The sequence below is a fragment of the Paenibacillus sp. UNC499MF genome, assembly GCF_900107975.1.
In the GTDB taxonomy this organism is placed as follows: domain Bacteria; phylum Bacillota; class Bacilli; order Paenibacillales; family NBRC-103111; genus Paenibacillus_F.
This window is the reverse complement of the sequence record NZ_FNVF01000007.1, coordinates 82,039-96,586: the sequence shown is the minus strand read 5'-3', so window position 1 is coordinate 96,586 and position 14,548 is coordinate 82,039. Positions and strand designations below refer to the sequence as shown.

Genomic DNA, 14,548 nt, shown 5'->3' with positions numbered 1-14,548 from the left:
CCTTCCGTTCCTACTTCCCGGGCCACGCGGGTAACCTCGGAAGCGAACGTGCTCAGCTGATCCACCATCGTGTTGATCGTATTCTTGAGCTCCAGGAACTCGCCCTTCGCGTTAACGGTAATCTTGCGGGACAGGTCGCCTTTCGCCACCGCCGTCGTCACATCCGCAATGTTCCGGACCTGGTCCGTCAGGTTGCTCGCCATGTTGTTGACGCTCTCCGTCAAATCGCGCCACGTACCGGATACGTCCGTCACTTCGGCCTGACCGCCCAGTATGCCTTCCGTTCCTACCTCCCGCGCCACGCGCGTAACCTCAGCCGCAAACGTCCCGAGCTGACTGACCATGCGGTTGATATTATTGGCGGTACGCAAAAATTCGCCCGTAAGAGCGCGCCCTTCAAACTCCAGCTCCACTTTCTGCGAAAGATCGCCCTGCGCCACGGCGTTAATCACCCGTACCATCTCGCTCGTAGGCTGAATCAGATCGCTGATCAGATTGTTCAGGGAATCGTTGAACGCGTTCCAGCTTCCGCCGTTGCTCCGGCACATAAAGCGGCGGTTCGTATTGCCTTCCTTGCCGACCACACGCTCGACCGTCTGCACTTCCTGCACCACGTTCTCCTGCATATCGAGGATATCGTTAAGCGTATCGGCGATTTTCCCCGGCATTCCGTTCAAATCATAGGGCATACGCACCGAAAAGTCGCCCTTCTTAAAAGCCAGCAACACCTGAAGCAACTGTTTTTCGTCCAAAACATCTAGGGAATCATTGGATCTCTGGTCTTGTTCCGACATACGGCTTTTCCTCCGAGTTTGTATATATAGAAAAAATGAATCGAAAATTTTGAATTATGTCAACTTTAATAGTAGTGTTTCTAAAAACCGAATACAATAGAAAGTAGAGGAAATTGATATACTTTTCGCAAGCATAGCCCTTCTTCGCCGAAGTCCGGCCCGTGCTGCGTTACCGCTTACATATCGCCGGTTTATCCCCCTTTTCCGCTCAAGTGACAGAATTATTTCCCTTTGGCCTTACACGTCCTTTGTAGATACGTACCCTTGCCCAGATAGTTTCTGTTTGTAAAAAAATTGTCACAACAACAATCCCTTGTAAAAGAATATAAGAAACATTTTTCGACATTTAGGCACGCTGATGCGCTTTTCTACCCGCTTCTTTTAACTTTGAAACAGGGTTTTCGGACTTTTTGAAAAAAGTTTTTCCGGGTTTTATACAAACCGTACGGGGACGGGAAAAAAGGCGAAAATACGCAAAATCAAAAACAGGTTTACAAGCATGTTCAGAGCAGCGTACAGAGGGATAAAAACGGCCCTTTCTGTTCTATTAAAGTCTGATCTATTAAAGATGGAGGTCATCTGCGCAGGAAAATAGAAAATTCATTGTAAGATGTCGATAAAGGGCAGTCCCTCCGCCCGCATACATAGGGAAGTATTCGTTATCCGGGGGAAAAAGTTGATTTCGCGGGGAGTTTTACAGGTTGAAGGCAGCTTTGCCGGCGGTAGCGATTACGGACCAACTGTCGTTTTTCATTTACAGCGCAGCGTGCTTCTCCTATAATAAAGGAGTAAAATTTCTTTCTGATAATTAATTAAGGAAAATTAATTCTTCTAAAATTACGAAGCGGGGGAAAAGGTTCATGTCTTCTTACGCAGCGATCGGCATCGACATTGGGGGCACCCACATTAAAAGCGGCCTCATCCTTCCTGACGGAAAGGTGCTCGCCTCCCGCAAAACCGAGACGGAAGCGTCCGCCGGAAAAGCCGGCCTAATGGCAAAGCTCGCCGGACTTATGCAAACGTATTCAGAAGAGGCGGCTGCCGCAGGCGTTAAGCTGGCCGGAACCGGAATCGGCAGCGCCGGCTATATCAACCGCGAAGGAACCGTAGCTTTCGCGACCGGTAACTTGCCCGGCTGGAGCGGAACGACGCTGCGCGCGGACATCGAGAAGCTGTCCGGCCTGCCCGCAGCCGTCGACAACGATGTCAACGTCATCGCCCTCGGCGAGCAGTGGCTTGGCGCGGGACGGGGCTGGGACACGTTCCTGTGCGTAGCGCTGGGCACGGGGGTCGGCGGCTGCTACATCCGTGAGGGCAGCCCCCTGCACGGGCGTGACGGCTTCGCGGGAGCCTACGGCCATATGGTCGTCGCTTTCGGCGGCGAACCGTGCACGTGCGGCCACCGCGGCTGCTGGGAGCAGTACGCGTCCGTGACCGCGCTGAAGCGCCTCATTCGCGAACGGGGCGGGAAGACGCTGATAGAAGCGTCTCCGCCGGAGCTGTTCGCGCGCGCCCGCGCCGGGGACGAGACCGCTATGGCCATCGTGCGGCTGTACGCCGAGTACGTCGCGACGGGGCTCAGCGGTCTCATCCACGCGTTCAACCCGCCCGCCATCGTCGTGGGCGGGGCCGTCACCGAACAGGGAGACTTCCTGTTCGATCTGATCCGCCGGCATGTCCTGGACATGACCATGCCGGCTTACACGGCGGCGCCTGTCGCGATCGTGCCGGCCGAGCTTGGCGGTACGGCAGGCATGTTCGGCGCCGCGAAGCTGCTGTTCGACCGTCTGAGGGCCGAACAGTCTTAAAGCAAAAGCCCTTCGCGCGATGCGAAGGGCTTTTGCTTATTGCTCCGGCGCCGCGGGACCCCGCCCCGGCCGCCGTGCCGCTGGCGAGCCGCAGCTCCGCCGGGAGCCTTGCGCGCCGGGCGCCGCACGGCCAGTGCCCGTTCCGCTCATGCGGGATTCGCCAGTCCTGTGCGGATCGCTGTGGCGTCAAAGGCCTGCCCGCCCGGCTCATGCGGGCCCGTCCGGTCCTGCAGGATCTCTGAGGCGCCGTCCTAACGGGCGCAAACACGCACCAAGGCCATGAGGCAGGAGCAGCTCCCGCGGTTCACCCCGCAATGCTGAAATCCTCGCTAATACGGGCCGCTTCCTAAGTCCTTGCACGGACTTATGCTGGCTCGTACTCCCCGGTTGCGTCGCTATTGCGTAAATGCGGCCTCTTCGTATTCAACCGTCAGAGGCCGGGTTTAACGGGTTGGGAACGGCCGAAATAAGACGGATCTTCAACACATTTGTACAGGCCTTGCTCTCTATCCCCCGCCTCCCGGCATTCCGGCTATCTTACGGCGTACCGCCGCCTGTTCCGGTAGCTCCGGTACGTCCAGATGCAGACGGCCAGCCAGAAACCGCTGGCCAGATAGCCACCCAGCACGTCGCTCGGATAATGCACGCCGAGGTAGATACGGGCGAGTCCCATCGCCACGATCATTGCGGACGCCAGCACGATGAGAACGGTTCTTCCCGCCGTGCTGGAGATATGCTTCCAAAGCAAATAAACCAGGATGCCGTACAAGGCGACCACGGCCATGGAATGACCGCTCGGGAAGCTGAATCCCGCCTCTTCCATAATAATTTTGATGGTCGGGCGTTCCCGCTGGAAGATCTTTTTAAGAATCGTATTCAAAATAGCGGAACCGCCGATAGCGGCGATAAGCAGAATGACTTCCGACCGGTGCTTCAGCACGAAGTATAAATACAGAGCGGCGGCAATCGTAATGAACGGGACGACGGCCGAGGAACCGATTTCGGACAGCAGAGCGGCTGCCGCGGTTAAGCCGGGACTTTCCGCCCCCTGCACGAACGAAATGATCGTCTCGTCGAACATGGCAACCTGCTGGCGGCTGACCAGCAGCGCCACCATGCCGAAGCATAGGGCAAGAAAAAGACAAACGAGAAAAGAACGGGTCAGCAAAACGTTTAATTTTGTATTCATTGCGATGAAAAGTCTTCCTTTCTTCACTTAATTCCTGGTCCTGAACAAAGATCGGGAACAGCCTGATCATACCATATTTTAATAATTTGTTAAAAAAACGCCCCCCGAAAGCAAAAGAAGCTTTCCATTAATCCCATAAGGAATCATTGGAAAGCTTCTGTTATTTAATGTTTCAGCGGGTGCCCGGAAACCTCCGGTCAGCGGCTTTTTATAAGAAGCTCGACAGCTTCCTGCACTAATTTGCCGGTATCCTTGCCCTGCTGTTCCTCCTGCCGGATGCAGTGCTCGAGATTGGTGGCTACGATATACGCCATCGCTTTATCGGCCGCGCTTCTGACAGCGGAGAGCTGAGCGACGACATCTTTGCAGTCTTTTTCATCTTCCACCATTTTGAGAATGCCGCGTACCTGGCCTTCCATCCGCTTGAGACGGCGGACTATGCTTTCATCGTAGTTCATCATGATCTTCCTTTCCGTGTAATGCCGATTGCGTCCTTGTTAAGGGCAGCCTGCCCCGCACGTCTTCTCGGGACAAGTCCCCAGAGCGCGAAGTTCAGAACGAAGCTGCATGGCGTACAGCCCTTTGAAACCCCGCCTTTTCAAAAAGCGGGCCGCTTTCTTGATATGACGGTTGGAGTCCCCGACGAGCAGTACCCGGTCTTCCGGAGAGAACTCATCCTTCCACAAGTAAGGGAGACGGCCGACGGACATATTAATGGAAGGAAAGCCTGCCGCCTCTTCGTAATCCGAAGCGTCACGCACGTCCAGCACTTTAATCCGTCCTTCATCCCTGGAAGTCACAAGCTCTCTCGCCTTCTCTTGACTGAGATACGACAAGCCCCTTACCGGAAGCCAGCTCAGCACAAGCGCCAAGATCATCATTCCCGCGATGATCTCCCACATAATCATTCGACATTCCCTCCCTATTCACGCTGTTGACAGCTATAAATCGGTTGCCGGTCTATCCGCCGTCTTTTGCGGCGCTTTCCCTCTTGCTCTAACGCCCGTATGAAACCCGGTCCGTCCAGTCGTTCATACCGCCGGTCATGTTAACGACGTTGAAATTATGCTCTGCAAGCAGTTCACAGGCCAATCCGCTGCGGCTGCCGCTTCGGCATACAACTGTAATTTCCCGGCCCCGGTCCAACTCGTCAATTCTCTGCATCAGCTGTCCCAACGGGATATGAACGGCCTGCCCGATATGCCCGTCCGCCCATTCACCATCTTCCCTGACATCCAGGATAAACATATCCTCACCGTCTCGAAGCCGTGCGGCGACCTCTTCCGGGGTACAGCTTTTTGGAATTTGAAAAGCCATACAGCTCTCTCCTTATATCGTATCTGTCTTTATTATCTCCGGTAATATACCCATACGGGTATAATCCTATGATAGGTTTTAATCCTCTAACTGTCAACATAAAAATTACAGACTAGTCCGTGCCGAAAACTGTGGATAAATCCACATGTGGATATGTTTATAAATTTTTCAAACTTATGCACAGCTTGATATTTTAGTCTGTTGATTTGTGTATAACTCTGTGTATAGATTTAGAATTTGTTAACGGCGGGTTTTATATCTTACCATCATCCTTGCCAAAATAAAAGAAAAGAACTCAGATTCGGAGTTCTTTTCGGGGTGTTTTACTTATGAACTTATGTATGGCGCCCTTGAAGCTAATGAAGCTAACTTCTCAGCGAAGGCCGCGTTCAAACAAAAACGCAATATAGTCGGTCGGGGTGCCCTTATGACCGAGCTGGCGCAGCATGGCGGATATATTGCCGCGATGATACGTCCCGTGATTCACCACATGCTGAACCAAGGCGTAAACACGGGTTTCAAGAGAACCGAACTGAGGATGCGACGGAGCCGTTTCGGCGGCCGCCCCTTCCCCTTCGGCGAAGAAAGCCCGGTACTTCTCAACGGCCAGAGCGAATCTCTTCTGCAATTCGTCCAGCGAGTCCCCCCGGCCCTGTGCGTAAAGGTCCGTCACGACTTTCCTGGCTTCTTGATAGCCGCCCCCTTTCATAATAACCAGCCACATTTCATCCATCATGTAGATATGATTCAAAGCGTCCGCAACGGACGGAAAAATGCTCTGAATCTGCTCGAAGGACAGCTCCTCGGGCAGGGCCTTGAGACCCGCAAAAACTTTCTCGTTTGCCCACACATGGTAGTCGTACTGCTGCTCCGCGTAATTGCTTAATACAGCGGTCTTTTCCAGCTCCTGATTATGCGTATCGGATGTCATTCCGGTTCCTCCCTGTTCCTGTGGATATGTTGAGGTGCTGCTTTTACGGCCTGCGCATAACTTCGCCCCAAGCCCTATTAATCGCTTGCAGGTGTGCGACGCCATCCTGTACGCCGGGAACTGCCCGTCGTCCGGGCTTCTTCTTTTTACCCGAAGCTTCCTTGCCTTATTAGGATAACCCAGATTAACTGACAATTCCGGTCAGTGAAAAGCTAAAGCTGTTTATAAAATTCAAGCAGATCGGACGTTACATGAACCAGCTGCTCTTTCAACAGAGGAGGTTCGACAATTCGGATCGACTTCCCGTAGATCATCAGAAAATAAGGGACAAAGCTGCGAATCGCCTTTTCTTCCAGCTTCATATGTATCTGATCCGTCGTGCGGTCGACTATCGCATGGCTGAACAGCCAGTGATCGCACAGCTCGGTTATCGCCTGAGGCGCCCCTTGTATGACGATGGAGACAAGCTGATCCTCCCGGCTGGTATCGGGCAGTAGATTGTTCATAAAAAACTGGCGGGCGGAAAACCCCGCCGGTCTGGTAAAGATGCCCTCCGTCCCGGACAAAGCCCGGATACGGTCGACGCGGAAGCTCCGGAGCTCGCCGCGAAGGTGGCAGAAGGCGACCAAATACCATTTGCTTTTCCAGTGAACGAGCCCGTACGGATCAACACTCCTGCTCTGGCCCTGGCTCCCCGCGAAATTTCCCTTGCTGTATTCCATATGGAGCGTATGCCCGTCGGCAACGGCTATCTCCAGCATTTGCAGATAGGCCTCCAGGGAAGAATCCGTCGGAGGGTGAATGACATCGAAGCCTGCCTCGTGCCGCTGGATGGCGTTAAGCTGCTCGGGGTTCGTATACTGCTTGAGCTTCCCCACGGCGCTGTTCAGCGCGTCCCCGAACGGGTAGCCCGCTTCCTGCGCGAATATGGCGGCATGAACGAGGGCTTTCTGCTCGGCGGCATTAAAGAAGAGCGGCGCCTCCCGGAAATTCGGCAGCAGACTGTATCCGCCGTTATGGCCGGAATCCGCCAATATCGGCACTCCGCTGGCGCAGAGCGCATCTATGTACCGGTACACGGTCCGGATGTTGATTTCAAGCGCCTCGGCCAGTTCGCGGGCGGTCATTTTTCTCCCCGACTTTAAGTGCCACAGCACGGCAAGCATGTTATCCGCTTTAGACATGTTCTATCACCTCGCGCTCATTTCCGGACATTTCCATTCTAGGGCCGCGGGGACGAAGTTTCAATCGGGGATTTAGTTACCTCAGTAACAAGAAAAAAGGACCTAGCCGCACATTAGCGGTAGATCCTTTCGTTAATAAAATCAGCAAGCAAAATCTATTTATAGTAACTTCTTAGTATAACGAATAAAAAAAGCTCAATTGAATAGGTTTTCTGTAGTATTGATCTTTTCCACTCGTATGTGCATATGAAAATCCACATTCTTTAAGAAAGCCTACTGAAAAAGAACCTGTTGTAGTACTGGTAGTTTTTACAGTAACAGTAGCAGTACCCGAAGAATTTATTTGTGTAGTCGGAAATACACTGCCTGTATTTGTAGAAATTGTATTGGCCACTCTGTTTTCTAATGTCCAACTTCCAGAAGAGGCTTCTGACCATGCGGTACTTAATATACCATTAATCTGACGGTAAGAACCCTTGGTGTATACATTAAGTTGTGTAGTTAGTCTGCTTGTTGAAGGACCATCAGTTCTATCTTGAAAAGTCGTTACAATGCGACTATCAGGGTCAGTAATAGATTGTACTCCTTGTCTACTTTCTATTAATTCTCCGTAGCGTTCGATAGTATTCCCGGTAGCAATATCTACCACTTTAACTACGACTGAATCTGGATTTACTTCTTTAACTAGTTTTGCTTTTGCTTTATCATAAAATATTTTCACGAACATCTCGTTCAATTTAACTTTCTCAAATTGTTCGTTCTGAACATCCGTAACTGTAAGTAAAGATTTAGTATCTTGTGCTGAGACTGAGATTGGAGAAAGAGCAGAAATCAACAAACCCGTAGCTACGATCAAACTTGAAGTTCTTTTTAACAACCATACCACTCCTAATATTTGTTTTTTATTACAAATATTAGTATAACATCATTTTACCATAAATGTAAAATGAATGATATAATGGGGTTAATAATATGTTAATAGGAGGATTTAAGATGAACGATGATTTTATACAATATTTTAATCAAATAAGCATAAAAATAGGTGAAGTTGCTGATAATACTCGGTCTTCTTTTATGAATTTGGAGAGTCAACTAGAACAGATCAATGGTACTCTTACCTACACAAATGTTATATTAACTTTACTGTGTCTCTTATTTTTTGTTGACATCTATCTGAAATGGAAAAGAAAACGATAATCACTAAAATCAATGACAACGGCATTAAAAATATAGCTCAAGCTAAGGCAACTGCCCCACCACGCCCAAAAGGCCTCCAGCTCCACCCCTGCGGGTGTGTCTGGAGGCCTTTTGGTGTCCTTCTCCCGAGACTCGGGAGAGGGTGCGGGCGGCCCCGAAGGGCCGTTAACCGCTGCAAACTTACTTAATGCCTGCGCTGACTTCTTTAACCATCTCGGCTACGGATACAAGTCCGCCGCCGGACAGGTACCAGTAGTCCGGGTTCAGGTAAATGATATTGCCTTCTTTGAACGCTTTCGTCGTTTTCACGAGTTCGTTCTCGATGACTTTCTTGGCTCCCGCGCTTTCCGTACCGATTGCGGAGTCACGATCGATAACGAACAGGTAATCCGGGTTTTTCTCTACGATAAATTCGTTGGAAATGCTTTGACCGTGCGTGGATACTTCGATCGTTTTGTCTACGGCCGGAACACCGAATACGTCGTGAATGATGCCGAAACGGGAACCCGGGCCGTAAGCGCTGATTTTGCCGCCGTTTACAAGAGTAATCAGGCCGTTTTTGCTGCCGGCGCCCACTTTGTCTTTGATGCCTTTGATCGCTTCGTCGACTTTGGCAAGCTCTTGATCCACTTGAGCTTCTTTGCCGAAAATCTGGCCGAGCTGTTTCGCGTTTTCTTTAAAAGACTCCATGTATCTCTTCGCGTCTACGCCCATAAAAATCGTCGGGGCGATGCTGCTCAACTCTTTGTAAGCGTCCTGCTGTCTGCCGGAAATGATGATCAGATCCGGTTTCAGCTTGTTGATCACTTCGAAAGCCGGTTCTTTCAGGCTGCCGACGTTCGTGTATTTGGCTTCTTTGTACTTCTTGAGGTAAGTCGGCAGGCCGTCCTGCGGTACGCCCGCTACTTCTACGCCCAGTTTATCCAGAGAATCCAATACGCCCATGTCGAATACGACAACTTTGGCAGGGTTCGTTTTCACTTTCGTTTCGCCCAGCTGGTGCTTAATAGTCAGCTCTTTGGAAGCCGCGGCCGTTGGGGCCGTTCCTTCTTTGGAAGACGTTGTAGCCGCCTCTTTATTGCCGCACGCGGCAGCCATAACGGCCAGTACGAGGGTCATAAGAAGCAGGGATAATTTCTTACTCATTGCAATCACTCCTATGGGTTTAATTGGGTTTGTAGTTAGCGGGCATGACACCGGCCGGCATCATCCGTCTAATTGGTTACCATTTGTAGAAAAGCGGTTGTGGCGGGAATGTGTTCCCTAAGCGAAGTACGTGCAAATCCGGTTGCCGTTTATGTTGTGAATCTCGATATCCATATCGTAAATCTCTTTCAAAACGGCGGAGTCGATGATTTCGTCCGTTGTGCCCTCTTTCACGACACGTCCGTTTTTCAGCGCGACGATATAGTCCGAGTGGCAGGAAGCGAAATTAATATCGTGAATGACGATCACGATCGTTTTGCCCAGCTCGTTCACCAGCCTGCGAAGCACTTTCATGATCTGGACGGAATGCTTCATGTCCAGGTTATTCAGCGGCTCATCGAGCAGGATGTACTCGGTATCCTGGGCAAGCACCATGGCGAGATAAGCTCTCTGCCGCTGGCCGCCGCTCAGCTCATCCAGGTATTTATCCTGGATATCTCCGAGCTCCATGTACTGAATGGCCTCGTCGATGTACTTCTTATCCTCTGCCGTCAAACGGCCCTGCGAGTATGGAAACCGTCCGAAGCCGACCAGATCGCGGATCGTCAGACGGATGTTGATATGGTTGGACTGCTTGAGAATGGAAATCTTCTTGGCCAGATCGTTGCTCTTCCACTGTCCGATTTCCTTGCCTTCGATGAGCACTTCCCCCTGATCTTTGTCGATCAAGCGGCTCACCATGGACAGCAGCGTACTTTTGCCTGCGCCGTTGGGACCGATGAAGGAAGTGATTTTGCCTTTGGCGATCTGGACCGACACGTTCTCGACCACATGCTTGCTGCCGTATAGTTTGGATACGCCCTTGACTTCTACCACGATTTTTTCTCCTTTAATAGCAGATAGATAAAGTAGACACCACCGATGAAGTTAATGATCACGCTCAAAGTTGTCGAGAAGGTGAATACCCGCTCTACAATCAGCTGGCCCCCCACTAAAGCGATAATGGAGATAAGGATGGAGCCGGTAATCAGAACGCTGTGCCGGAACGTCTTGAGAAATTCGTGCGCCACGTTCGCGACAAGCAGGCCCAGGAACGTAATCGGCCCTACCAGGGCGGTAGCGATCGAAATCAGGATAGCGACGATGACAAGCAGCCTTTTGACCACATAGTCGTAATCGACGCCGAGGTTGACGGCATGCTCTCTGCCGAGCGCCAGGACATCCAGATACTTCGTGAATCTTGCAAAATAAACGCCCACCAGAGCGATCATCACGACGGATATGACGAGCAGATCCGTATTCACGTTGTTGAAGCTGGCGAACATTTTGTCCTGCACGATCAGAAATTCGTTAGGGTCGATCAGCACTTCCATAAAGGAAGAGATGCTCTGGAAAAACGTCCCGAAAATCAGTCCCACCAGCAGGAGGAAGTACAAGTTCTGCCCCTGCTTTTTGAAAAGCAGCTTATACAGCACGCCGGTGAAGGCAACCATCAGGCCGACGGAGATAAGAAAATTCACGTTCTTGTTCATCAGGAAGCTCGCGGAGCCGGCCAGGAACACAATCGCGGTCTGAAACAGCATGTAGAGCGAATCGAGACCGATAATGCTCGGCGTCAAAATCCGGTTGTTCGTGATGGTCTGGAACACCATCGTCGAGAAGGCGATGGCGCCGCCCGTCAGGACAATCGCCAGGATCTTCTTCCCCCTGCGGGGAAGCACGTAATCCCAGTTGCCGGAAGCGTCGAGCACGAGAAACAGCGCGATAAGCACAAGCGCGAGTACGGCAAGGAGGCTGATTTTAACTTTTGCTTGTGAATTCATAGGGCCTTTCTCCTTGCCAGCAGCATGTAAAGGAAGATTCCGCTTCCGATGACCCCGACCGTTAACCCGATCGAAATCTCATACGGGAAAATAATAATCCGTCCCAGAATGTCGCAAAAAAGGACGAACACGGCTCCGAGCAAGGCGGTGTGGGGGAGCGCCTTTTTCAGATTGTCTCCCATGTAGAGCGTGACGATGTTTGGGATAATCAGCCCCAGGAACGGCAGCGTGCCGACCGTCAAAATGACGACCGAGGACACCAGGGCCACGATGACGAGCCCGATGTTAACCACCTGCTTGTACTTCAGCCCCAGGTTGGTGGAGAACTCCTCCCCCATGCCGGCAATGGTAAACCGGTTGGCGAACAGGTACGCGATAATGAGCACCGGGATCGAAACGTACATGATTTCGTACCGGCCTTTCATCACCATCGAGAAATCACCCTGCAGCCACGAGGACATATTTTGAATGAGATTGTTTTTGTAAGCAAAAAAAGTGGTGATAGAGCTTACGATATTTCCGAACATCAGACCCACCAGCGGGATGAAAATCGTGTCCTTGTATTTCACACGGTCGAGAATCTTCATAAAAATGAAGGTTCCCAGCAGGGCGAATACGAAGGCCACCAGCATCTTCTCCAGCGGACCGGCCGAGGTAAACAGCATCATCGAGACCAGAATGCCGAACCTTGCGGAATCCATCGTACCGGCCGTAGTCGGCGACACGAACTTATTGCGGCTCAGCTGCTGCATGATCAGACCGATGACACTCATGCTCATGCCCGCGATCAGGATGCTGACCAGCCGGGGAAGTCTGCTGACAAGCAGGATATGGACTTTATCGTCGCTCAGGTTGAACAGATCCAGGGGGCTGATGTCTTTCACCCCGATAAAGACCGATGCGACGGATAAAACGATAAGCGCGATCACCAGATATCTCTTTTTCATAAGCTGTCCTTTGGGCGGGTAATTTTGTATATGTAGCTTTGTAGTAAGAATCTTTCTCATTAATAATGAGATTCATTATCAATTGGGTTCGTAGAGTATTATAACATCTCCCCCGGTTGTGTCAACCGATTGGGGGGATTTTTAAATAGTAGGATGATAAAAAGAAACCCATTCATGAATTAGTTCCCAAGAACGCGCTGATAAACGTAGATGCCATCCATTAACCCTTGCTTGTACATAAGCTCAATTGCGAACGCGGTTTGAATTTGTCCCTCTTCTTCGTATTTCAACAGCAACTCTCTTTGTTCATCCGAGGCTTGCTCAAGAACTTCATTAAATTTTGTCTTAAGTAGCTCGGATAAAAGTTGATAATCCTTATGACCCATAAGAACCCTTTGAAGGAGGCCCGTTTTATGGCTACCAATAAAAGAGTCTTCACTCTGCGTCTAGAGGAAGAAAACTTCGAGAAAATAAAATACATCGCTGAAAGAAACAAGCGTTCTATCGCGATGCAAATAGAGTATTTAATTGAACAATACGTTGAGGAATTTGAGAAGAAGAACGGCGAGATACGGGTTGAGGATTAACTGATTATTTTCATACTTTCGGATTATCGTTAGACCTGCTAACTTCACATATCTTAATAAGTTCTTTAACAAAAGTTTGAAGATCTGTACCTTTAAAATCTTCCAACGTCATATGGCTTACAATTTCTAGATTTTTGGTTTTTATAGAAGGTCTTTTAAATTTTTCATTATTACTGTTACCCAATTGGTCATCTAGCTTTCTATTCGGATCTATTTCTGTTAAGTGCTTAGGAAAGTTATCTTGTAGTACTTTTCTAAGAGCATCTATTGAAAAATAATTCTCAATCGCATATCTCTTTAATCTGATGCAAGTGATCCCCTTTTCTTTGCACTGTCTTACAAATCTTGTTCGTATCTTACCGCTCTTAGGATCTGAATCAACTATTGCGATTACATTTTTGCGTTCAGCAAAAACATCCAGATCTAATTGGGCCATAATATCTCCACCAAGCGGCCAAAATTTAATATTATATTTATCAAAAACTCCATTAAGTTGTAGTAATCTCGTTAAGATGGGAATATCAGTGGGTCCTTCGGTCAGAACAACTACATCTGATACAATATTTTCGGTAACGGAATACCCGAGAGATTGTAAAATTTCAGATCTATGCGTTTCATCTGATAATTTAACCTGATCCGTAATCTGTGAAAAAAATATCTTATCTGCCACATAAGGATTTAAAAAAATGCTGGAATGAGTGGATAAAATAAACTGTTTGCTCTTTATCTTTTTCAAAAAGGATAGGAGTTTTTTTTGCATTTCAGGATGCAAGTGACTTTCAGGCTCTTCAATTAAAATAAAATTGTGTTCTGTATCCAACGAATGACATATTATCACCAAAACATCTGATAGTCCCATTCCGCATGAATCAGCTAGAGCCCAGTCCGAATTGTCATTTTTAAACGATATTTCTATTTTATTCGAACTTGTAGTAATAATCTTGAAAATATGTCCAGTAATTTCTTTGAAGCTATCTAATATTCTCATATAAGCCCGATAAGAATTTGATTCAATATCTTGATTTTTTAGATTAAATAACATATTTGTTATACCGCTACCGTCTGGTTCAATGTTCTCATCTATCTGTATGGGTACTATACTTTCAATAGTTCTTTTAGCAGGAACCAACAGAGGATTAAACTTCTCAAGCGGTTTATCTAAAAACCTTTCAAATAAATTTCCTACTAAACCTGCTGCATCTCTTGATTGTTTATTCAATTCTTCAATCAATTGTGTTACTTTATCTTTGTATAAAATCTCTCTTTTGGCAGCTAAGATATCTATAAATTGATTAAATTTTGGAATTGTTACCCTCGGGGATGGACTTGAATATCCACCCGCCTTACTTTTATATAAATCTTTAATCCATTCTATATCAGATATAATCTCGCGACCGAGTAAACGACAGCCTGGCTCCATAATCGCTTCAAGTATGGATGTTTTTCCGCTGTTGTTTTTTCCACAGATGATATTTAACTGCCCTAACGATGACAAGGAAACATCTCGAATACCTTTATGATTTCTAACTCGTATATAACGATACATAAGCATACCTCTTTCGAAAGTAGAACATATTTTATTGTCATTAATATGTAACCCTACTACCTACTTCGTTAGTTTATAT

The 14,548-nt window shown here is 48.8% G+C and carries 16 protein-coding genes; 2 read left to right on the top strand and 14 right to left on the bottom strand.

The genetic code is table 11. The annotated features are described in order from the left end of the window. Nucleotides 1-794: HAMP domain-containing protein (locus C4S74_RS16165; protein ID WP_181024456.1), on the bottom strand; the 794-nt coding region annotated here is incomplete at its 3' end. A gap of 860 nt (nucleotides 795-1,654) precedes the next feature. Here C4S74_RS16165 and C4S74_RS16160 point away from each other — a divergent pair. After that, nucleotides 1,655-2,602, top strand: a complete 948-nt coding sequence (locus tag C4S74_RS16160; protein WP_103996333.1) for an ROK family protein — start codon at nucleotides 1,655-1,657, stop codon at nucleotides 2,600-2,602. Between the two features lie 532 nt (nucleotides 2,603-3,134). Here the strand turns inward: C4S74_RS16160 and C4S74_RS16155 are convergent. From C4S74_RS16155 to C4S74_RS16100, 12 genes are all read right to left on the bottom strand, one after another. Further along, nucleotides 3,135-3,791, bottom strand: a complete 657-nt coding sequence (locus C4S74_RS16155; RefSeq protein ID WP_258042504.1) for a phosphatase PAP2 family protein — start codon at nucleotides 3,789-3,791, stop codon at nucleotides 3,135-3,137. A 197-nt stretch (nucleotides 3,792-3,988) separates the two neighbouring features. Next, nucleotides 3,989-4,249 (bottom strand): metal-sensitive transcriptional regulator, encoded by a 261-nt coding sequence (locus C4S74_RS16150; RefSeq protein ID WP_103996332.1) that lies wholly within the window; start codon nucleotides 4,247-4,249, stop codon nucleotides 3,989-3,991. Between the two features lie 39 nt (nucleotides 4,250-4,288). Then, nucleotides 4,289-4,699, bottom strand: coding sequence for a rhodanese-like domain-containing protein (locus tag C4S74_RS16145; protein ID WP_103996331.1), 411 nt, complete (start codon nucleotides 4,697-4,699; stop codon nucleotides 4,289-4,291). Nucleotides 4,700-4,787: 88 nt separating this feature from the next. Beyond that, nucleotides 4,788-5,108, bottom strand: coding sequence for a rhodanese-like domain-containing protein (locus tag C4S74_RS16140; RefSeq protein WP_103996330.1), 321 nt, complete (start codon nucleotides 5,106-5,108; stop codon nucleotides 4,788-4,790). Between the two features lie 373 nt (nucleotides 5,109-5,481). Then, a complete protein-coding gene (locus C4S74_RS16135; protein ID WP_103996329.1) occupies nucleotides 5,482-6,039 on the bottom strand; it encodes a DinB family protein in 558 nt (185 codons plus the stop codon). A gap of 212 nt (nucleotides 6,040-6,251) precedes the next feature. Next, nucleotides 6,252-7,223, bottom strand: a complete 972-nt coding sequence (locus C4S74_RS16130) for a YafY family protein (protein ID WP_103996328.1) — start codon at nucleotides 7,221-7,223, stop codon at nucleotides 6,252-6,254. Between the two features lie 172 nt (nucleotides 7,224-7,395). Further along, a complete protein-coding gene (locus C4S74_RS26260; protein ID WP_146065508.1) occupies nucleotides 7,396-8,100 on the bottom strand; it encodes a hypothetical protein in 705 nt (234 codons plus the stop codon). Nucleotides 8,101-8,600: 500 nt separating this feature from the next. After that, the gene (locus tag C4S74_RS16120; protein WP_103996326.1) at nucleotides 8,601-9,566 is read right to left on the bottom strand and encodes a siderophore ABC transporter substrate-binding protein; all 966 of its coding nucleotides are present in this window, start codon (nucleotides 9,564-9,566) and stop codon (nucleotides 8,601-8,603) included. Nucleotides 9,567-9,683: 117 nt separating this feature from the next. Next, on the bottom strand, nucleotides 9,684-10,442 hold the full coding sequence (locus C4S74_RS16115; protein ID WP_103996325.1) for an ABC transporter ATP-binding protein: 759 nt from the start codon (nucleotides 10,440-10,442) through the stop codon (nucleotides 9,684-9,686). Then, complete coding sequence (locus tag C4S74_RS16110; RefSeq protein WP_103996324.1) at nucleotides 10,436-11,389, bottom strand: iron chelate uptake ABC transporter family permease subunit; 954 nt, start codon at nucleotides 11,387-11,389, stop codon at nucleotides 10,436-10,438. The genes C4S74_RS16115 and C4S74_RS16110 overlap by 7 nt, the downstream gene beginning before the upstream one ends. After that, entirely contained in the window at nucleotides 11,386-12,336 is a 951-nt protein-coding gene (locus C4S74_RS16105; RefSeq protein WP_103996323.1) for an ABC transporter permease, read from the bottom strand. The genes C4S74_RS16110 and C4S74_RS16105 overlap by 4 nt, the downstream gene beginning before the upstream one ends. Before the next feature lie 179 nt (nucleotides 12,337-12,515). Further along, nucleotides 12,516-12,722, bottom strand: a complete 207-nt coding sequence (locus C4S74_RS16100) for a hypothetical protein (RefSeq protein ID WP_103996322.1) — start codon at nucleotides 12,720-12,722, stop codon at nucleotides 12,516-12,518. A gap of 27 nt (nucleotides 12,723-12,749) precedes the next feature. Between C4S74_RS16100 and C4S74_RS26255 the strand changes: the two genes are divergently transcribed. Further along, complete coding sequence (locus C4S74_RS26255) at nucleotides 12,750-12,923, top strand: Arc family DNA-binding protein (protein WP_146065507.1); 174 nt, start codon at nucleotides 12,750-12,752, stop codon at nucleotides 12,921-12,923. A gap of 10 nt (nucleotides 12,924-12,933) precedes the next feature. Here the strand turns inward: C4S74_RS26255 and C4S74_RS16095 are convergent, their stop codons facing one another. Continuing rightward, on the bottom strand, nucleotides 12,934-14,469 hold the full coding sequence (locus tag C4S74_RS16095) for an ATP-dependent endonuclease (protein WP_181024446.1): 1,536 nt from the start codon (nucleotides 14,467-14,469) through the stop codon (nucleotides 12,934-12,936). Nucleotides 14,470-14,548 lie beyond the last annotated feature (79 nt).